At 72.2% G+C, this 20011-nt stretch carries 16 protein-coding genes and 1 pseudogene; 10 read left to right on the forward strand and 7 right to left on the reverse strand.

Annotation, left to right across the window (positions count from 1 at the left end):
* A partial coding sequence (locus L0P92_RS11985) for a hypothetical protein (protein ID WP_234762587.1) occupies positions 1-747 on the reverse strand: 747 nt, incomplete at its 3' end.
* 394 nt (positions 748-1141) lie between these two features.
* Here L0P92_RS11985 and purB point away from each other — a divergent pair.
* Together purB and mug are read left to right on the forward strand one after the other, a co-directional pair.
* Positions 1142-2584, forward strand: coding sequence for an adenylosuccinate lyase (purB, locus tag L0P92_RS11990; RefSeq protein ID WP_234762547.1), 1443 nt, complete (start codon positions 1142-1144; stop codon positions 2582-2584).
* Positions 2585-2597: 13 nt separating this feature from the next.
* On the forward strand, positions 2598-3143 hold the full coding sequence (gene mug / locus L0P92_RS11995) for a G/U mismatch-specific DNA glycosylase (RefSeq protein ID WP_234762548.1): 546 nt from the start codon (positions 2598-2600) through the stop codon (positions 3141-3143).
* A gap of 123 nt (positions 3144-3266) precedes the next feature.
* Here mug and L0P92_RS12000 read toward each other — a convergent pair whose 3' ends face one another.
* From L0P92_RS12000 to L0P92_RS12010, 3 genes are read right to left on the reverse strand one after another with little or no spacing between them, the layout of a single operon-like run.
* Positions 3267-3698 (reverse strand): hypothetical protein, encoded by a 432-nt coding sequence (locus L0P92_RS12000; protein ID WP_234762549.1) that lies wholly within the window; start codon positions 3696-3698, stop codon positions 3267-3269.
* Positions 3699-3739: 41 nt separating this feature from the next.
* Entirely contained in the window at positions 3740-4465 is a 726-nt protein-coding gene (locus tag L0P92_RS12005; protein WP_234762550.1) for an ABC-2 transporter permease family protein, read from the reverse strand.
* Between the two features lie 3 nt (positions 4466-4468).
* A complete protein-coding gene (locus tag L0P92_RS12010; protein WP_234762551.1) occupies positions 4469-5389 on the reverse strand; it encodes an ATP-binding cassette domain-containing protein in 921 nt (306 codons plus the stop codon).
* Between the two features lie 108 nt (positions 5390-5497).
* Between L0P92_RS12010 and L0P92_RS12015 the strand changes: the two genes are divergently transcribed.
* From L0P92_RS12015 to L0P92_RS12025, 3 genes are all read left to right on the forward strand, one after another.
* Entirely contained in the window at positions 5498-6667 is a 1170-nt protein-coding gene (locus L0P92_RS12015) for a sensor histidine kinase (RefSeq protein WP_234762552.1), read from the forward strand.
* Between the two features lie 14 nt (positions 6668-6681).
* Entirely contained in the window at positions 6682-7344 is a 663-nt protein-coding gene (locus L0P92_RS12020) for a response regulator transcription factor (protein ID WP_234762553.1), read from the forward strand.
* Positions 7345-7466: 122 nt separating this feature from the next.
* Complete coding sequence (locus L0P92_RS12025) at positions 7467-8624, forward strand: ROK family transcriptional regulator (protein ID WP_234762554.1); 1158 nt, start codon at positions 7467-7469, stop codon at positions 8622-8624.
* A 77-nt stretch (positions 8625-8701) separates the two neighbouring features.
* Here the strand turns inward: L0P92_RS12025 and L0P92_RS12030 are convergent, their stop codons facing one another.
* The gene (locus L0P92_RS12030) at positions 8702-9463 is read right to left on the reverse strand and encodes a GntR family transcriptional regulator (RefSeq protein ID WP_234762555.1); all 762 of its coding nucleotides are present in this window, start codon (positions 9461-9463) and stop codon (positions 8702-8704) included.
* A gap of 171 nt (positions 9464-9634) precedes the next feature.
* Positions 9635-10519, reverse strand: coding sequence for an RNA polymerase sigma-70 factor (locus L0P92_RS12035; protein ID WP_234762556.1), 885 nt, complete (start codon positions 10517-10519; stop codon positions 9635-9637).
* A gap of 228 nt (positions 10520-10747) precedes the next feature.
* Between L0P92_RS12035 and L0P92_RS12040 the strand changes: the two genes are divergently transcribed.
* Positions 10748-11578, forward strand: a complete 831-nt coding sequence (locus L0P92_RS12040; protein ID WP_234762557.1) for an alpha/beta fold hydrolase — start codon at positions 10748-10750, stop codon at positions 11576-11578.
* Positions 11579-11653: 75 nt separating this feature from the next.
* On the opposite strand, the pseudogene L0P92_RS12045 reads toward L0P92_RS12040, so the two are convergent.
* Positions 11654-12526: pseudogene (locus tag L0P92_RS12045) on the reverse strand (DMT family transporter); the annotation flags it as partial.
* 14 nt (positions 12527-12540) lie between these two features.
* Here L0P92_RS12045 and pdxR point away from each other — a divergent pair.
* The 4 genes from pdxR to L0P92_RS12065 all read left to right on the forward strand — a co-directional run bounded on the left by pdxR (position 12541) and on the right by L0P92_RS12065 (position 19924).
* Positions 12541-14001: a MocR-like pyridoxine biosynthesis transcription factor PdxR gene (gene pdxR, locus L0P92_RS12050; protein ID WP_234762558.1), complete on the forward strand. Its 1461-nt coding sequence runs from the start codon at positions 12541-12543 to the stop codon at positions 13999-14001.
* A gap of 133 nt (positions 14002-14134) precedes the next feature.
* Positions 14135-15709, forward strand: coding sequence for an alkaline phosphatase D family protein (locus L0P92_RS12055; RefSeq protein WP_234762559.1), 1575 nt, complete (start codon positions 14135-14137; stop codon positions 15707-15709).
* A gap of 145 nt (positions 15710-15854) precedes the next feature.
* A complete protein-coding gene (locus L0P92_RS12060) occupies positions 15855-17267 on the forward strand; it encodes an SWIM zinc finger family protein (RefSeq protein ID WP_234762560.1) in 1413 nt (470 codons plus the stop codon).
* Positions 17264-19924, forward strand: a complete 2661-nt coding sequence (locus L0P92_RS12065) for a DUF7824 domain-containing protein (RefSeq protein ID WP_234762561.1) — start codon at positions 17264-17266, stop codon at positions 19922-19924. Before L0P92_RS12060 ends, L0P92_RS12065 begins: the two co-directional genes overlap by 4 nt.
* The last annotated feature ends 87 nt before the right edge of the window (positions 19925-20011 follow it).

Below are 20011 nucleotides of genomic sequence, written 5' to 3' on the forward strand. Positions count from 1 at the left end.
CGGCTTGTGCTCGTGGGGCGGCGGGGTGGGCTCGCCGGGCGATTCCTCGCCGTAGCCGTACCCGTAGCCGTCCTCCTCGGCACCGTAGCCGTGGCCGCCGGACTCCTCCTCGCCGTAGCCGTACCCGCTCGACTTCTCGTCGCCGTAGCCGTAGCCGTGGTCCCTCGGCTCGTCGTCGCCGTAGCCGTACCCGTATCCGCTCGACTTCTCGTCGTCGCGGCCGTACCCACTCGGCTCTTCCGCGCCGTAACCGTGATCCTTCGGCTTCTCGGAGCCGTAGCCGTCGTCCTTCGGCTTCTCCGAGCCGTACCCCTGGTCGCTTGGCTTGTCCGCGCCATAGCCCTGGTCGCTCGGCTTCTCGGTGCCATAGCTCTGCTTGGCCGGCTCTTCGGTTCCGTAGCCGGAGTTGCCAGATCCGGAGGCGCCATATCCGGGGGTGCTGTTTTCAGAAGTCGGCTGCGACGCACCCATGTGGCTGAATTTTTCGTTCAGCGCACCGAATTTGTCCTGCATCTCGCCGATTCTCTCGTGCATCCTGCCGAATTTGTCGTGCATGTTGGCGATTTTGTCGTCCAGCTCGTCCAGCCCGTCCGAGCCCCATGGATCCGTACGGCCCGACAGTGCGGAGGCGGAGTTCACCACGGTCCCCTGCACGCGTGGGGCCGAGGACGCGCATGTGCCGTACAGAGAAAGGGCGCTCGTCGTGGCGGCGGCCACAATCAATCCCCTGGTCAGGGCCTGTCGCATTCTCGTTTTCTCTCTCTCGGGCGGAATGGGGAAGCCGACGGTCGGTCATTGACGCGATGCCGTCGATTGCCGGGATTCACGAGGTCGTCGCAGGAGCAGTGATGCCGCACGTTCACAATCGCCACGACGTGCAGACTATGAACGAGAAAGGGAGGTCCCAGGAAGCGAGGACGCGACCACGAGCAGGGAATTCACCCGATCGCCCGCCCACATCGGCGCCCACGGGACCAAATCGCGTCGGGACCGGCGTCCGTCCCGCGGCGGCCTCGCGGTCCGATGGACGGACGGTATGCGGAGCCGTATGTGGAGCTGTATGTGGAGCGCCTCTGACCTGGGGTGCTCAGCGCTGGACGGCCGACCGGTGCCCGCCGGGCGACGGGTAAACTCCGTACACGTGACTTCTGCGCCCGCCAAGCCCCGCATCCCGAACGTCCTCGCCGGACGCTACGCCTCCACCGAGCTCGCCACGCTCTGGTCCCCCGAGCAGAAGGTGAAGCTGGAGCGGCAGCTCTGGCTCGCCGTGCTGCGGGCCCAGAAGGACCTCGGCATCGAGGTGCCGGACGAGGCGCTCGCCGACTACGAGCGTGTCCTGGACACCGTCGACCTGGCCTCCATCGCCGAGCGCGAGAAGGTCACGCGGCACGACGTGAAGGCGCGGATCGAGGAGTTCAACGACCTCGCCGGGCACGAGCACGTGCACAAGGGCATGACGTCCCGCGACCTCACGGAGAACGTCGAACAGCTCCAGATCCGGCTCTCGCTCGAGCTGATGCGCGACCGTACGGTGGCCGTGCTGGCGCGCCTGGGCAAGCTGGCCGGTGAGTACGGCGAGCTGGTCATGGCCGGCCGCTCCCACAACGTCGCCGCGCAGGCCACGACGCTGGGCAAGCGGTTCGCGACGGCCGCCGACGAGCTGCTCGTCGCGTACGGCCGTGTCGAGGAGCTGCTCGGCCGCTACCCGCTGCGTGGCATCAAGGGCCCGGTCGGCACGGCGCAGGACATGCTGGACCTGCTCGGCGGGGACGCGTCGAAGCTGGCGGACCTGGAGGACCGGATCGCGGGCCACCTGGGCTTCTCCCAGGCGTTCACCTCCGTCGGCCAGGTCTACCCGCGCTCGCTGGACTACGAGGTCGTCACCGCGCTGGTGCAGCTGGCGGCCGCGCCGTCCTCGCTGGCCAAGACGATCCGGCTGATGGCCGGGCACGAGCTGGTCACCGAGGGCTTCAAGCCGGGTCAGGTCGGCTCCTCCGCGATGCCGCACAAGATGAACACCCGCTCCTGCGAGCGCGTCAACGGCCTCATGGTCATCCTGCGCGGCTATGCCTCGATGACCGGCGAGCTGGCGGGCGACCAGTGGAACGAGGGCGACGTGTCCTGCTCGGTGGTGCGCCGGGTGGCCCTCCCGGACGCCTTCTTCGCACTGGACGGTCTGCTGGAGACGTTCCTGACCGTGCTCGACGAGTTCGGCGCGTTCCCGGCGGTCGTGGCCCGTGAGCTGGACCGCTACCTGCCGTTCCTCGCCACCACCAAGGTGCTGATGGGCGCGGTGCGCGCGGGCGTCGGCCGTGAGGTCGCCCACGAGGCGATCAAGGAGAACGCCGTCGCCTCCGCGTTGGCGATGCGCGAGCAGGGCGCCGAGCGCAACGAACTGCTCGACAAGCTGGCCGCCGACGAGCGCATCCCGCTCGACCGCGCCGCGTTGGACGCGCTGATGGCCGACAAGCTGTCCTTCACGGGCGCCGCCGCCGACCAGGTCGGTGTCGTGGTCGGCCGGGTCGAGGAGATCGTGAAGCAGCGTCCGGAGGCCGCCGGTTACACGCCCGGGGCCATCCTCTAGCGCGTCGTACGGCATGCCGCGCTTCACCGCCGAGCAGTTGGAGGCCGCTCGCGACCGTCTGGTGCCGGACGTCGTCGCGGACGGTCTCCATGTGCTGTTCTGCGGCATCAACCCCGGACTGATGACGGCCGCGACCGGCCACCACTTCGCCCGCCCCGGCAACCGCTTCTGGCCGGTCCTGCACCTGTCCGGTTTCACGCCGAGGCTCTTGAAGCCCTCGGAGCAGGGCGAGTTGCCGTCCTACGGCCTCGGCATCACGAACGTCGTCGCGCGGGCGACCGCACGGGCCGACGAGCTGAGCGCCGAGGAGTACCGCATGGGCGGGCGGCTGCTGGCGGCGAAGGTGGCGCGGCTGCGGCCGCGTTGGCTGGCCGTCGTGGGGGTGACCGCCTATCGGGCGGCTTTCGACGACCGCAGGGCCCAGGTGGGACCGCAGGAGCGGACGATCGGGGACACCCGCGTGTGGGTGCTGCCGAATCCGAGTGGGCTGAACGCGCACTGGACGGCGGCGACGATGGCGGAGGAGTTCGGGCGGTTGCGGGCCGCGTCCGAGGCCTGACCGATCACGCCGGACCTGGCGAATCACGCCGGGATCTGACGAATCATGTCGAGACCTGGCGGATCAAGCCGAGGTCCGCAGGGGCACGCCGAGGTCCGCAGGGGCACGCCGAGGTCCGCAGGGTCACGGCGGGTCGATCTCCGTGACCACGCCGAGCAGCTTCACGTCGTCGGCCTGGTCCTGGTCGGCGACGACGACCGCGACCCAACGGCCCGTCCCCTCCGCTTCCCAGACGCAGGCCACGCGGGCGCGTGCGCTGAGCGAGGCCCAGGGATCGGGTATCTTCTCCCGCTCGGTACGCAGCGAGAGGGTCTGGAGGTTGTAGGGAGCTGTCTCTCTCCAGCGGGCCGAGAACTGCTCGTCCAGCGCGTCGCGGTACTTCTCGTACTGCTCAACGGTCTCCGCACGCGTCCCACCGTCGCCGTGACTGCTCTCTAACACCACGACGTGGTAGCCGGGGCCGCTCTTTTCGCCGTCCGACGAGGTGTGCTCCGCCGCCGCGAACGGTCGGAAGCACAACTCGTCGACGAGGGCGATGTGCCGTGCGATGTTCATGCGTTCCAGTAAACCCGCCGCCACTGACAATTGGCGTGCCGTCAGGCGTCCCTCCGCCGCACGCTCCACGCCCCCGCCAGCAGGGCCGCCGTCGTCCACAGCGCGGTCACCGCCAGGCCGGACCACGGGCCGAGGGTGCCGTCGTATGTCTGGTGCAGGACGATCTGGCCGGCCTTGTCGGGCAGGAAGTCGGCCACGGTGCCCGCGGCGTCCCCGATCACGAAGGAGACCACCAGGATGAACGGGATCAGGAGCGAGAGCGTGGCCACTCCACTGCGGAACACCGCGGTCAGGCCCGCCGCGAACAGAGCCATGAGCATGAGATAGATCCCGCAGCCCAGGACGCCGCGCACCTCCTCGCCCGTCGTGATCCCGTTCGCCGCCGAACCCAGCCCCGCTCGCGCCACGACGTACGCCGTGCAGGCGGTGACGAGACCGACGAGCAGCGCCGGCACGGCGATGGCAGTCACCTTGGCGGCGAACCACCGACCGCGCTGCGGTACGGCGGCGAGCGTCAGCCGGAGCGCACCCCCGTGGTACTCCGACGACACGGCCATCGCGCCGAACGAGATGGCCGCGATCTGGCCGGGCAGCACCCCGGACAGCGCGGTGAACAGCGGGTCGAAGTCGGGATCGGAACTTCCGTCGGAGCCTGCCAGCGCGGAGAACGCGGTGGTCGCGGCGAACAGTGCGAGCAGCGCTCCCGGCAACGAGCGCAGCGTACGGATCTTGAGCCACTCCGAGTGGAGCACGGGTGTGAATCCCATGGTTCAGGCCTCCTGGCGCTGTGCGGTGAACTCGGTCTCGGACGCGGTCAGGTCGAGATAGGCCTGTTCCAATGTGGCTTCCTCCGCGGCGAGTTCGAGGAGGGGGACACCGGCCTGCGAGGCGATGCGGCCGATGTCGTCCACGCGCGCGTGGCGCACGGTCCAGTGGCCGTCCTCGTGCTCGACGGCGTCGTGACCGTGTCGGTCGAGGGCCGCCTTGAGTGCGGTGACGTCCGTGGTGCGGACGCGGACGCGGGGTTCCACGCGTGCGTCGATGAACTCGCGCATCGGGGTGTCGGCCAGCAGGCGTCCCCGGCCCAGGACCACCAGGTGGTCGGCGAAGGACGCGGTCTCGTTCATGAGGTGGCTGGAGACCAGGACCGTGCGCCCCTCCCCCGCGAGGCGGCGCAGCAACGCGCGGATCCAGATGATGCCCTCGGGGTCGAGGCCGTTGGACGGCTCGTCGAGCATGACCACCTCGGGGTCGCCGAGGAGGGCCGCCGCGATGCCGAGCCGCTGGCGCATTCCGAGGGAGTACGTCTTCACCCGGCGGCGCGCGACCGAGGTGAGCCCGGTCTCCTCCAGCACCTCGTCGACCCGGCGGACGGCGACGCGGTTGCTCACGGCGAGGGCGCGCAGGTGGTCGCGGGCTGTGCGGGAGCCGTGTGCGGCCTGGGCGTCCAGCAACGCGCCGACGTGGCGCAGGGGTTCGTTCAGGGTCGCGTAGGCGCGGCCGCCGATCGTGGCGGTTCCGGACGTCGGCCGGTCGAGGCCGAGCACGAGGCGCATGGTGGTGGACTTTCCGGCGCCGTTGGGTCCGAGGAAGCCGGTGACACGGCCGGGGAGGACGGTGAAGGTGAGGTCGGCCACGGCTCGGCTGGTGCCGTACTCCTTGGTGAGGGCTTGGACTTCGATGCTGGTCATGGCAGCAGCCTGGCCGTCGAGGGCGGGTCCGGCCCTCCCCCGCCGGTGGAGATCGTCTCCCCCGTGCGGGGGAGGCTCGTTGTCAGTGGCGGCTGGCACGATGGCGAAATGGTCCGCTTGCTGCGCCCGTTCGGCCGGGCGGTGACGTACACACGACTGCTGCATCTGTGCATCTCCATCGTGTGGCCGTCGATGCTGCTGTTCATCGAGGAGGCGTGGTGGACCTGGGTGTCGGCGGCCGTGCTGCTCGCGCCCGTGGGGCTCGTGCCGGCGATGCGCACCGTGGAGGGGCTGCAGGCGAGGCTGCTGCTGACCGGTCACCGGCATGACGGCGGAAGCACCGACATCGTCGTCACCCCGTCCGCCTCCTGGGGCGACCGGGGGCGGCTCGTGGTGTGGCTGGAGGCGCGGCTCCTGCTCGGCTGCGCGACCTCGTTGCTCACCGTCCAACTGCTGCTCACCTCGGTGGACCTGGTGTCGTCGGCGTTCGGCCGGAACGTCGAGGAGGGTGTGTTGCTCCTCCTCGACGGCCACCACTGGTGGCACGTTCTGCTGGCGCCCTTGTCGCTGGGGGCGCTGGCGTTGACCGTGCTGGGCTCCGGTCACCTCATCGCCGCCCTCGCCCACCGTCTCCTGGGCCCCTCCCCCGCCGAGCGCCTCGCCGCCTTGGAGGAGCGAACCGAGCAACTCCTGGAACGCACCCGCATCGCCCGTGAGCTCCACGACTCCATCGGCCACGCGCTGACCGTGGCCGTCGTCCAGGCGGGCGCCGCCCGGGCCGCCGGTGATCCGGACTTCACCGACCGTGCCCTGGTCGCCATCGAGGAGACCGGCCGGGCGGCCCTGGAGGACCTGGAGCGGGTTCTCGGCGTCCTGCGCGAGTCCGGGCGGCCGGTCGGCAGCCGGCCGACGCTCACGGACGCCGATCGCCTGCTGGAGTCCGCGCGGGCCTCCGGCACCAAGGTCGACGTCGACATGACCGGGCCGTTGGACACCGTGCCCGGGCCGGTCTCCCGGGAGGGCTATCGCATCCTGCAGGAGTCGCTGACCAACGTGCTGCGGCACGCCGGTTCCGTCCCCGCGCGCGTCCGTGTCGCCGTCGCGGACGGCACGCTCACCTTGGAGGTCCGCAATCCGCTGACCGACGACATACCCGGGCCCGGCAGGGGCAGCGGCCTGCGCGGTATCCGCGAACGCGCCGCACTGCTGGGCGGACAAGCGCGAACCGGCCCGGACCAGGGTGACTGGCAGGTACATGTTGAGCTGCCGTTGAGTTGATCTAGGCTGGCCGGATGCCGGTCACCGTTCTCCTCGTCGACGACGAACCCCTCGTACGCGCGGGTCTGCGGGCCGTCCTGGAGGCGCAGCCCGACATCGAGGTGGTCGGGGAGGCGGCCGACGGGGCGGCGGTGATTCCGCTGGTGCGGCGGCTGCGGCCCGACGTGGTCGCCATGGACGTACGGATGCCGCTGCTGGACGGGATCGAGGCCACGCGCGCGGTGCTGCGGACGGTGGACGCGCCGCCGAAGATCGTCGTCATCACGACCTTCGAGAACGACGAGTACGTGTACGAGGCGCTGCGGGCCGGTGCCGACGGCTTCCTGCTGAAGCGGGCGAGGCCTGCCGAGATCGTGCACGCGGTGCGGCTGGTCGCGGAGGGCGAGTCGCTGCTGTTCCCCGCGTCGGTTCGGCAGCTCGCCGCACAGTACGGCGACGACGGCGGGAACCGGGCGGCGCGGGCGGTCCTGGAGCGCGCCCGGCTGACCGACCGGGAGGCCGAGGTGCTGCGGCTGATGACACGCGGCCTGTCGAACGCGGAGATCGCCGCCCGGCTGGTGGTGGGGACGGAGACGGTGAAGTCCCATGTGAGTGCCGTTCTGGCGAAGCTGGGGGCGCGAGACCGCACACAGGCGGTGATCACGGCGTACGAGTCGGGGTTCGTGGCACCGGGGTGACCGTCGGCGGGGACAAGGGCGGTCCGACCGACCAGTAGGTCGTCGGGGTGCCCGCCTCTCGCCGGGGTGCGCCGCGGCGAGTACCATCCGCCCAACATGCGCACGAGCTGGGAGGACGGACGTTGGGGCAGCTGACCGGCGGGGATCCCTCGCTGCTGCGAAGGATCAACTCCGCGGTGGTGCTGCACGCGCTGCGTGCCACGGACGCCGCCACACTGACGGAGATCACCCGGGTGACCGGACTGTCCCGGCCGACCGTCGAGGGCGTCGTCGAAGGGCTCATCGAGGCGGGGTACGTCGTCGAGAAGGCGGCCGACGAGAGTGTCGTGCGGCGCCAGGGCCGGCCCGCGCGGCGGTTCCGGTTCCGCGCCGAGGCGGGTCATCTGCTGGGCGTGGACGTCGGCGCGCACCGTGTGGCCGCGCTCCTCGCCGACCTGGACGGCCGGGTGCTGGGCGCCATCGACAAGGACGTCGACGAGACGGCTCCGGCCGACGAGCGGCTGGAGCGGGTGCGTACGGCGGTCGCCGAACTGCTGCGCCGGGCGGGGGTGGCGCGCGGCTCGCTGCGGGCCGTCGGCGTCGCGACGCCGGGCATCGTCGAGGCCGACGGGACCGTCAGGCTGGGCGCCGCGCTGCCCGAGTGGACGGGGCTCAGGCTGGGCGAGCGGTTGAGCCGTTCCTTCAAGTGCCCTGTCCTGGTGGAGAACGACGCCAACGCGGCGGCGGTCGCCGAGCACTGGAAGGGTTCCGCGACCGAGTCCGACGACGTGGTGTTCGTGCTGGCCGGGCTGAGCCCGGGCGCCGGTTCGCTGATCGGCGGTCAGCTGCACCGGGGCTTCGGCGGCGCGGCCGGTGAGATCGGCGCGCTGCATCTGCTGGGCCGCGAGGCGACGCCGGAGACCCTGCTGTCCACCACGGACGAGCCGCTGCGCCCGCTCGACGAGCGCGCGGTCGCCGAGGTCTTCGCCCAGGCCCGCAAGGGCGACCAGCGGGCCCTGGCGGCCGTCGACCGTTTCATCCAGCGCCTCGTCCACGACGTGGCCGCCCTCGTCCTCGCCCTCGACCCCGAGCTGGTCGTGGTCGGCGGCTGGGCCGCCGGTCTGGACGGCGTGCTGGAGCCGCTGCGGCGCGAGCTGGCCCGCTACTGTCTGCGCCCGCCGAAGGTCGCCCTGTCCCTCCTCGGCGAGGCGGCCGTGGCGACGGGCGCGCTGCGGCTCGCCCTCGACCATGTGGAGGAGCAGCTGTTCGCGGTGGAGGGGACGGTGACGGGGCGGCGCTGACGACGCACCGTCCGCGTCGGTGAACGCGACGCGCCCCGGAGTGGCTCCGGGGCGCGCGGCATGTGCGGGTACGGCGGTCAGGACGCCTGGCGTTCCGGGTCCTGGTGGATCTCCACGCGGCCGGAGTCGCCGAAGGTCAGCCGGCAGGTGTCCGCGCGGTACGTGGCGACGGAGAGCGCGGCGGTGCGGCCCTCGGCGAGGTAGCGGGTGGTGACGACGAGGACTGGGGCCCCGGGGAGGCGGTCCAGCTCCTTGGCGTCGTCCGCGCGTGCCGAGCCCAGCTCGACGGCGCTCTCCTGGCCCTCCAACTCCAGGTGCTGAAGCTCGCGCAGCACGGCACGCGCGCGTGCCGCTCCGGACGGGGCGTCGATGGCGGAGAGGTCGGGCACCGACGACTGCGGGATGTAGAGCAGCTCGGCGGCGACGGGCTGGCCATGCGTCACGCGGGAGCGGCGCACGGTGTGCACGGCCTCGTCCCGGCCGCTGTCCAGGGCGTCGGCGACGGACGCGGGCGGCACCGCGGGCGTGCAGTCCACGGGCTGCCAGACGTCGTCGGGCGCTCCCGGCCAGGCGTGCTGCTCGCTGCCGACGGACACGCCCACGCGCGGCGGCGCCACGGTCGTACCGACACCGCGGCGGCGCTGGAGCCTGCCCTCCAGTTCGAGCTGTTCCAGTGCCTGGCGGAGCGTGGCCCTGGCGACGCCGAAGCGGGCGGCCAGGTCGCGTTCGTTGGGCAGAATCTCGCCCACGGTGAATTCGGAGTCCAGTGCTTCACTGAGCACGGTCCTCAGGTGCCAGTACTTCGGTTCCGGCACCGATTCGAGCTGCGTGGTCCCCACCCTGTCCTCCGCAATCGCCGTGGCCCAGCGGCGTTTTAGCGCCCTTGTTTATTAAAGGTTGTTGCACTTATCAGCGACCATAGGGCGGCCCTCACCCTTGGTCAATACCAATGGCCGGGAACGTTCACGGGACGGGCCCGGGCCGCCGCGCCCATGGCGCGGCGGCGGGAGCTACGCCGTTGCCAGCGACGTCAGCTTGTCGGGGTTGCGGATGATGTAGACCGCCTGGATCCGGCCGTCCAGGACGTCCAGCTGGAAGACGCTGTCGGGCTTGTCGCCGGAGCGCACCAGCACCGCGGGTCCACCGTTGACCTCCAAGAACCGGAAGGACACGTCGGCGACGCCCTTCTGTGCGGCGCCGACGAGGAAGCGGCCCACCTTGTCGGCGGTCTCCAGGACGCGTACCGGCGCCTTGGCCTTGCCGCCGCTGTCGCCGACGAGGCGGACGTCCGGGGCGAGCAGGGACATGAGCCCCTCCAGGTCGCCCTCCGCCGCCGCGGCCAGGAACCGTTCGGTGAGATCGCGTCGCTGGACGGGGTCGACCTCGTACCGGGGCCGCCGCTCGTCGACGTGCTTGCGGGCCCGCCCGGCGAGCTGGCGCACGGCCGCCTCGCCGCGGTCGAGCATGGCGGCGATCTCGGCGTACGGGTAGCCGAAGGCCTCCCTGAGGACGAACACGGCCCGCTCCAGCGGTGACAGCGACTCCAGGACGACGAGGACGGCGAGGGAGACGGAGTCGGCGAGCACGGCCCGCTCTGCGGTGTCCGGGACGGCGTCGCCGAAGTCGGTGACGTACGGCTCCGGCAGCCAGGGGCCGACATAGGTCTCGCCCCGCGCCTTGACCTGGCGCAGCCGGTCGATGGCGAGCCGGGTGGTGACGCGCACCAGGTAGGCGCGCGGTTCGCGCACCTCGGACCGGTCGGCGTTGGACCAGCGCAGCCAGGCCTCCTGCACCACGTCCTCCGCGTCGGCCACGCGGCCGAGCATGCGGTAGGCGACTCCCAGGAGGACGGGGCGGTGCTCTTCGAAGACGTCGGTCTCGGTGTAGGTGGTCACTGTTCCATCCCATCCGACGCGTCCGGCCGTGTCCAGGCGAAATCGAACAGCCCCGGGCGCATGGCGCTCAACCCCGAGGCACGCGGGACCGGTTGAGGACCCCACCCTCGTCGAGGATCACGGGCCACCGAGGTCTACCCGTCGGTAGCAATTGCTGACAAGCTGTCTACGGCCGTCCCGCCGGCGTGTCCCAGACTCCGTCAGTGTGTCCCAGACGAGGAGCACCACATGTCCGCCACCGTCTCCTTCCAGGTCGACTCTCCGCACGGCCCGCAGAGCGTGAGCGTCGACTACGCGCGCGTGGGCAACGGCGAACCGCTGCTCCTGCTGCACGGGATCGGTCATCACCGGCAGGTCTGGGACCCGGTGGTCGACATCCTCGCGGCCGAGCGCGACGTGATCTGCGTGGACCTGCCCGGCTTCGGGACGTCCCCCGGCCTGCCCGACGGTCTCGCCTACGACCTGGCCACGACGACGGCCGTGTTCGGTGCCTTCTGCGAGGCCATGGATCTGGAACGGCCGCATGTGGTGGGCAACTCGCTGGGCGGTCTGATCGCGCTGGAACTGGGCCGCGAGAAGCTGGCGCGGTCCGTGACCGCCCTCTCCCCGGCCGGCTTCTGGTCCGAGGCCGAGCGGCGCTACGCCTTCGGTGTGCTCCTCGCGATGCGGCACATCTCGCGACGGCTGCCGCTGCCGCTGGTGGCGCAGCTGTCCCGGTCGGCGGCCGGCCGTGCCGTCCTGACCAGCACGATCTACGCCCGCCCCGGCCGCCGGTCACCCGAGGCCGTGGTCGCCGAGACGCTGGCCCTGGCGCGGGCCACGGGTTTCGACCAGACCCTCGGCGCCGGTCGGACCGTCCGCTTCACCGACGACATCCCCGGGATCCCGGTCACCGTGGCCTGGGGCAGCAGGGACCGGCTGCTCGTGCGCCGTCAGGGTGTGCGCGCCAAGCAGATCATCCCGCGGGCCCGCCTCGTCCGGTTGCCCGGTTGCGGCCACTGCCCCATGAACGACGACCCGGCCCTGGTCGCGCGCGTCATCCTCGACGGCAGCCGCTGAGCCGCGTGGGGTAGGCACGCGTGGGGTGCGCCCGCGCGGGGCGCGCTTCAACGCGCCGGAGCCCAGCGCGACTCCGACGCCGACCAGGGCACTGCCGAGGGCCTGGACGGCGCCGTAGGAGCCGGTTCCGACGAGCGGGGCGGTGCAGGCGGCGGCCACCGGGATGAGGCCGGAGAAGAGCGTGGCGCGCTCGGCGCCGATCCGCTGCATGCCGATGTACCAGCACACGAAGCCGACGACGGTCACGATCACGGCCTGCCACAGCAGAGCCAGCGTCTCGACGGTGTCGGGCCGGCGCAGCCACCCGGTGCCGTCGAGGAGCAGCCCGGCCGCCGCCGACTCCACGGCGGCGATCCCGCACACCACGGCGGACAGCAGCCGCGGGCCCAGAGGGCGCAGTACGGGCACGGCCAGGACCGCGAAACCGACCTCGCCGACCAGCGCGCACACGGAGAACGCGATGCCGGCGCCGTCCGTGCGTCCCCAGCCCTGAACCGTGAACGCGCCGACCGCGACGAGCGACGCCCCGTACAGGACCGTCCGTTGCGGCCGCCGCCGCCCGTCCAGCAGGGGCACGACCACGGCCACCACCACCGGCGCGCAGCCGACGAAGACACCAGGAACCGCCGGTTCCGCTGTCCGCTCGGCGGCGATGACGGCCAGGTTGAAGCCGACCATGCCGACGGCGGCGAGGACGACGAGGCGGGCCCACTGACGCGTGGCGAGCGCGCGCAGCTGGGCCGCCGCGTACCGCCCGGCGAGGGGGACGAGCAGGAGACAGGCGAGGCCGTAGCGCAGGAACTGGCCGCCGGCGTACGGGTAGTCGCCGAGGAGGCTGTTGGCGGTGAAGGATCCTCCGACGAGGACGCAGGCGAGCGCGGCGAGGAGGGCTCCGCCCGTGGTGGTGGCGTTCATGGGAGCGACGCTAGGAACTAGTGCGGCCCGCATTAAGGTCCACTTTCATGACGTCATCGGAGACCAATCCGGCCGGGGGCCCGGAGCGGCAGGTGGGCTCCGCCGCCTGGGAGTTGCTTCTGCCGGCCGCTTCGGCGCCCGCACGCACGCGTGGACGTTCGCTGCAGGCGGCGTTGCGTGAGGCGGTGCGATCGGGGCGGCTGACGCCGGACACGCGGCTGCCGTCGAGCCGGGACCTCGCGGCCGACCTCGGCGTGTCCCGCGGGTTGATCACCGAGGCGTACGAGCAGCTGACGGCGGAGGGCTATCTGCGCAGCGGCAGGGGTGCCGGGACCTGGGTGGGCGGCGCCGTGCGGTCGGCCCGGCCACGCGCGCGTGACCTCGCGCCGCGAGCCACCGATGCCCGCGCCGACTTCGTTCCCGGTACGCCGGACCTGTCGATGTTCCCGCGCGCCGCGTGGGCGGCCGCGCAGCGCGGGGTGCTGGCCGAGCTGCCGCACCACGAGCTCGGCTACCCCGACCCGCGCGGACTGCCGCGACTGCGTACAGCGCTCGCCGAGCTGCTGGCACGCCGCCGGGGTGTGGTCGCGGATCCCGAGCGTCTGGTGGTCGTCTCCGGGGTGGCGCAGGCGACGACGCTGCTCGGTTTCGTGCTGCACGCGCGCGGGCTGCGCGAAGTCGGCGTCGAGAACCCCGGAAGTCCGCAGCACGACGCCCTCTACGCCGCCGCGGGCGTCATGACGGTGCCACTGCCGCTGGACGACGAGGGGCTGGTCATGGAGCCGCTGCGGGAGTCGGGCGTACGGTCCGTGGTCACGACACCGGCCCACCAGTTCCCCACCGGCATCGCCTACTCCGCGCGCCGCCGTACCGAGTTGCTCGACTGGGCGCGGTCCGTCGACGGTTTCGTCCTGGAGGACGACTACGACGGCGACTTCCGGTACGACCGCGCGCCCGTCGGCGCGCTTCAGGGCCTGGACCCTGAGCGCGTCGCCTACGCGGGCTCGGTCAGCAAGTCCCTCGCTCCAGGGCTGCGGCTCGGCTGGCTGCTCGTACCGGAGGCGCTCGCCGAGGACGTCGTCGAGCGCAAGCGGACCATGGACCTCGGGCACCCCACGCTCGACCAGGCGCTGTTCGCCAGGTTCGTGGAGCGCGGCGACTACGACCGCCAGCTGCGTCGGTGCCAGCGCGCGTACCGGGAGCGTCGCGACGCCCTCGTCTCGGCGCTGGAGGAGCACTTCCCGGGCGCGGAGGTGACGGGGATCGCGGCAGGCCTGCATGTCATCGCCGCCTTGCCGGAACGGTACGGGCCGCGGGAGCGGTTCCTCGCGCGCGTGGCCGCGGCCGGTGTGGCGGTGCGCCCGCTGGCGGACTACGCGCACGTGCATGGCAGGGAGGACGGGCGGCAGGGCCTGCGGCTGGTGCTGGGGTACGCGCACCTGCCGCCGACCCGGATCCGGGCGGGCGTACGGCTCATGGCGGAGGCCGCCGCAGCTGGTCACCGCTGAGCACGACTCGCCGATGGCGCGCCGGTTCCCTTGCGGATGCGGTCAGTTGTTCACTTGTGGTTTCCGTGTGCGCTGCGGCGCACCAGTAGTTGTGGCACTGCACACTGGCCGGATCCCGCCCCTGGAGGCCTCCATGTCACACCGTTCGTTCCCGGGTCGTCGCAGCGTTCTGCGCGGCTCGCTCGCCGCTTCGGCGGCGCTCACCCTGCCCACGGCGCTCGGCTCGGCACCGGTGTTCGCCCTGTCGGGGCGGCCCAGGGCGGGATGGGGCGTACAGACGGGCGACGTGACCTGCGACTCGGGGCTGGTGTGGGTGCGGTCCGACCGTCCGGCCCGGATGATCGTGGAGACCTCCGCCACCGAGTCGTTCCGCGCACCGCGCAGATGGCACGGCCCGCTGCTCGGCGCGGACACGGACTTCACCGGCACGACCCGGCTGCGCGGCCTGCCGTCCGGCGAGCAGATCCACTACCGCGTGCTGCTCGCCGACCCGGACGACCCGCGCCGCACCGGCGAACCGGTCACCGGCACCTTCCGCACGGCCTCCGCGCGGCGGCGCGACGGGGTGCGCTTCGTGTGGTCGGGCGACCTCGCCGGTCAGGGCTGGGGCATCAACCCGGACTTCGGCGGCTACCGGATCTACAACGCGATGGCCGCGCTGGACCCGGACTTCTTCCTGTGCAGCGGTGACAACATCTACGCCGACGGCCCGATCTCGGCCTCGGTGGCGCTGCCCGACGGCAGCACGTGGCGGAACATCACCACCGAAGAGAAGTCCAAGGTCGCCGAGACCCTGGCCGAGTTCCGCGGGAACTTCCGCTACAACCTGCTCGACGACAACCTCAAGCGGTTCAACGCCCAGGTCCCGTCCATCATCCAGTGGGACGACCACGAGGTGACCAACAACTGGTACCCCGGCGAGATCCTGGCCGACGCCCGCTACACCGAGAAGAACGTCGACGTCCTGGCCTCGCGCGCCCGGCAGGCGTTCTCGGAGTACTTCCCGATCTCGACGCTGCGCCGCCCCGACGGCCGGGTCTACCGCGTGGTCAACCACGGTCCGCTGCTGGACGTGTTCGTGCTGGACATGCGCACCTACCGCAACGCCAACTCCACGGACGACCAGGCCACCGACGCGCAGGGCATCCTCGGCGCCGAGCAGCTGCGGTGGCTCAAGCGCGAGCTGGCCCGCTCCCGGGCGGTGTGGAAGGTGATCGCCTCGGACATGCCGCTGGGCCTGGTGGTGCCGGACACCGGCGACGGCAAGCCGAACGTCGAGGCCGTCGCGCAGGGCGACCCGGGGGCACCGCTCGGGCGGGAGCTGCAGATCGCGGAGCTCCTGCGGTTCATCAAGCACCGCGGGATCACCGGCACGGTGTGGCTGACCGCCGACGTGCACTACACCTCGGCCCAGCACTACCAGCCGTCGCGGGCGGCCTTCACCGACTTCGAGCCGTTCTGGGAGTTCGTCTCCGGTCCGCTGAACGCGGGTGCCTTCCCGGCGAACACGCTGGACAACACGTTCGGTCCGGACCGGGTGTTCATCAAGGCGCCGACGACCGCGAACGTCTCGCCGGCCGGCGGCTACCAGTTCTTCGGCGAGGTCGACATCGACGGCGACAGCGGCGAGCTGACGGTCCGGCTGCGCGAGTCCGACGGCACCGTGCTGTTCACCCAGGTCCTGCAACCGGGCCGGGTCGGTCAGTAACTCCCGTAGCCTGGACCTCGTGCCGCGTACCGGTGTCATCCCCCGGTGCGCGGCACGGTCGTACCCGGCCTGCCGAACTCCCCGTCCGTGAGCCCGTTTTCGCAGGTCAGAACTGATTGTCAGTGGTCGCCTCTACGGTTTTTCCATGACGCGATCTTTGCAGGCCGTGGCCTATTGCCGACCCTCCGTGCTGGAGTCCGCAGCGGACGGACAGCGCCTGGGACTCGAGACCTCCCGGGGCGTGACGCCCTCGGGTGTCGAGGACCATCCGCGGTTCTTCGCGGGCTTCCTGACGTCCCCTCAGGTGGCCTCGGCCGGCCTGCTCGCGGTGGCCGACGTGGCGGCAGCGCGGTACTACCAGCGGCAGCTGCGCGCCTCCCTCGACCCGGTCGTGACCGGCAACGGCGACCGGCTGCGCTTCGAGTCGTTCTCCGGCTGCTGCGGGGTGTACGCCCGCCTGGACGTGCTGGAGCCGGGCCTGGACGGCGGCGAGGTGGGACACGGCACGACGAACGTCGACGTCAACAACCCGCTGCGCGAGGCACTGTCCAGGATGGGCGCGGACGATCCGCTGCATCTGCGCGTGGGTCCGCAGGAGATGGCGGTGACCACGCTGGACGGTCCGGTCGTGGAGAAGAAGGTGCCGCTCCCGGACCGCTGGCTGCGGGGCTTCGCGGAGGCGCAGGTCATAGCGGCGGGCTTCGATCTGCGGGCCGAGCTGTCGGCCGCGGAGGCCGTGCGGTTCCTGCGGGCGCTGCCGCGCGGTGGGGCGCGCGGCGCGTCGGTGGGCGCACGGTGGGTGGTGCCGTCGGGGAGCGGCGGGCTGCGGCCGACCACGCGCGCGGTGCCCGGCGCGGTGTGTCTGCCTGGGCCGGAGCGGCTGGTCGCGCTCCAGCGGGTGCTGCGGCATGCCACGGCCCTGCGGGTGTACGGCCCCGCGGTCACCGGCGGCGCGGCCGCAACGGCCAGTGCCTGGGAGGTGGTGCTGCCGGGCATGCGGCTGACGCTGACCCTGTCGCCCGACGCCTCGCGCGGCTTCTCCGGCGAGGGCGGCGTCCTCGACGCGCTGGCCACCGACGAGGCCGCCGAGGACGCGGAGCTGATCGCGGTGCTCCTCGCCTGGGAGCCCCGTGTCGACGTGGCCGACCTCGCAGCCGCGTCGGGCCTCACGGCCGAACGCGTGAGGGCGGCCCTGGTCCGCCTGGGCACGTCGGGGCGGGTCGGGTACGACACGGCGGAGGCGGCGTACTTCCACCGGGAGCTGCCGTACGACGCCGAGCGCGTGGAGCGGCACAACCCGCGGCTGCGTTCGGCCCGGGCGCTGGTGGCGGCGGGCGCGGTGACGTTGGACGGCGCCGTCGGGACGGTGACGGCGGAGGACGGGCATGTGCACCGGGTGCGCGACGAGGCGGGCGTGCTCAGTTGCAGCTGTCTGTGGTGGGCGAAGTACCGGGGTGGGCGCGGGCCGTGCAAGCACGCGCTGGCGGTACGGATGGTGCGGCGTGGCATCGCCGCGGCGGAGCGGGACATGGCACGAGTCGACGGGGGTGCGCGATGAGTTCTCTGATGGACGCGGTAAGGGCCGGGCGGACGGCCGAGGCGGTGAGTCTGCTGGACGGGATGACGGACGCCGAACGGCGGGCGTGTTTCCCCGAGTTGAAGGCTCTGCGCAAGGAGCTGAGGGCGGACCAGTGGACGTCTCAGGCCCGCCGCGCCTATCCCGCCCTGCATGCGGCGGGGACCGCGTGTCAGACCGGTGCGGCCGGCGTGGCGAGCTGGCTCGCGGCGTCCGACATGCGCTGGTGGCCCGCGTCACCGGGGGTGCTGATCGACCTCCTGGGCGACCGCTCCCCCGGCTGGCTCGGTGACGTGGTGCACCGCCTGGCCGAGCGTCCCGTCAGTTCGCGGGTGCCGTATGAGCTGATGGCGGGCCTGGTGAGGCTCTCCGGCTGCCCGGTACCGACGACGGAGGCCTATGTCCACGGGTGGGTGGAGCACGTCGGCCACGTCTGGCAGCGCGGCGACACGGTCCTGGACCGGTTGCGCAAGGATCCGCACCTGGGGCGGCTCGCGGCGGCGCTCTTCGAGACGAACGACATCGGCGGCAGGCTGGCCTGGACCGCCGCCGAAGGTCCGGACAGCTGGACGGAGTCGCTCGCGCGGCTCACCGTCGAAGGTGTCCTGGATCGCAAGGCGACGGTCGACGCGTGTCTGGCGCGGCTGCTGCGGGGCGGCCCGGCCGCCGACCACCGGGTGTTCCTGCGCATGCTGAAGGCCTTCGCCCTCACCCGTGACGAGGAGCTGGAACACGCGGCAGACTGGCTGGCGCTGGCCTCCGACGCCGCGTCCGTCGTGGCGGCGCACGCCCAGTCGGTGCTGGCGTCGCTGGCTCTGGACGGTGAACTGACCGCACGTCAGCTGGCCGAGATGTCGGGCGCCGTCCTCTTCCGCACCGAGAAGAAGCTCGTGCGGGCCCAGCTGGTCCTGCTGGGCAAGGTGATCGCCCGGGACGCGTCCACGGCCGACGAGTTGCTGCCCGCCGTGGCCCAGGCCTTCGGGCACGAGGACTCGGACGTGCAGGAGCGGGCGCTGAAGCTGGTGGAACGGCATGTCCGAAAGGCCGGCACCGCCGAGGTGCGGGAGGAACTCGCCATGGCGGCCGGACAGTTGATCCCCACCCTGCGGACGCGGGCGGCCCAGTGCCTCGGTGCCGCCCCGGTGGGAGCGGAGCCGGTGACGTACGAGGAGGTCCTGCCACCCGCACCGGAACCGGTGCGTCTGCCGCCCGCGCCCGAGTCGGCGACGGAACTCACCGAGGAAATCGGGGCGCTGCTGGCCACGGACGGTGACGTGACGGCGTTCGAGCGGGCCCTGGACGGACTCGTGCGGCATGCGTACCGCGACCGGGACACGCTGCTTCAGGCCCTGGAACCGGTCGTCGCGGGCCGCTGGTGGGACCGACGGGATCCGCAGCACGGGTTCAGCGCGGACGACCATTTCACCCGGAACCACGGCCTGATCAACGCGGCCCACGCGCTGGAGTTCCTGCTCGCGACACTGCGGGGAAAGCTGCTGACCGCCACACTCCACAAGGCCCTCCGACGCTGGACGAACACCACCGGCTGCGGTCACAGCCCGCTCTCCCAGGCCTTCGAGGCCCGCATCTGGGAGATCGCCTACCGGATCCGCACCGAGCCGCTGCCGTTCCTGTTGTCCACGCCCACCTGGGGCACGGGTCTGCTGGAGCCGGACGAGCTGGTGGCACGGCTGGACGAGTACCGGCGCCTCGGGGCACGGGTGTCGGAGGCCGACTTCGCGCAGGCGCTGCTGCGGGTGCGACGCGGCGACCGCGCGGCGGCCGAGGCGGCTGCGGCTCGGGCGGTGGCGCTCGGCACTCCGGAGGGGACGCGGCTCGCCCAGTGGCTGGCGTCCGGAGCTCCCGCCATGCCGACGTTCCGGCGGCGGACGGCGGAGAACCGCATACTCGTGGAATCAGCCGAAGTGGCCGAGTTGCAGGGGGACTTCCCGCCCGCCTTCCGCCCGTTGGGGCGGCCCGTGACCGTCTACCGGGATCGCTGGCACTGCTACCACTGGAGCGACGGTATGCGACAGCACTGGCTGGCCCTGCTCCCCGAGCAGCGCGAACTCGTGGCGGTCAGGATGCTGAGCGACTTCTCGGCGGTCGCCGTCCACGACACCCGAGGCGATGCGGCGGTCCTGCCTCTGCTGGCCGAGTCGGGCGGCGAGGCCGGTGAGGCGGTCCATCTGTCCGTGGCGTACGGGCTCGGAGCACGGCATCCGGAGGACCGGCTCGCCGCTGTGGACGCCCTGCTGGTGCTGGCGGCGCGCGGCCAGCTCGACGGGGAACGGATGGGCGCGGATCTGGGGCAGTTGGTGCGACTCGGGGCCGTGAAGCCGTCGCGGCTCGTGGAGTCGATGCGGACGGCGGCGGCCACGGGGGCGAACGCCACCCTATGGGGGATGCTCCGGCACACCGTGCCCGTGCTGCTCGCGGACCTGACGACCGGAGGTGCTGCCGCTCCGGCCCGGGGACTCGCGGATCTGCTGGCCGTCGCCGCGGAGTGTGCCGAACGGACGGGGGCGCGCGAGGAGATACCGCACCTGGCGCGGACGGCTGAGCGCCGTGGCTCGTCCCGGCTGGTGACCCAGGCCAGGCGACTGCACAGCGCGCTGGCGGAGGGGGTGGCCGCCTGACGAGACCCGTCACCGTCCCGGCCGGCCACCAGCCTCGCGCCGGCCCACCACACCCCGCCGCACCCCGCCGGGCACCGGGCAACATAA

Source organism: Streptomyces muensis, assembly GCF_021474425.1.
Classification (GTDB): domain Bacteria; phylum Actinomycetota; class Actinomycetes; order Streptomycetales; family Streptomycetaceae; genus Streptomyces; species Streptomyces muensis.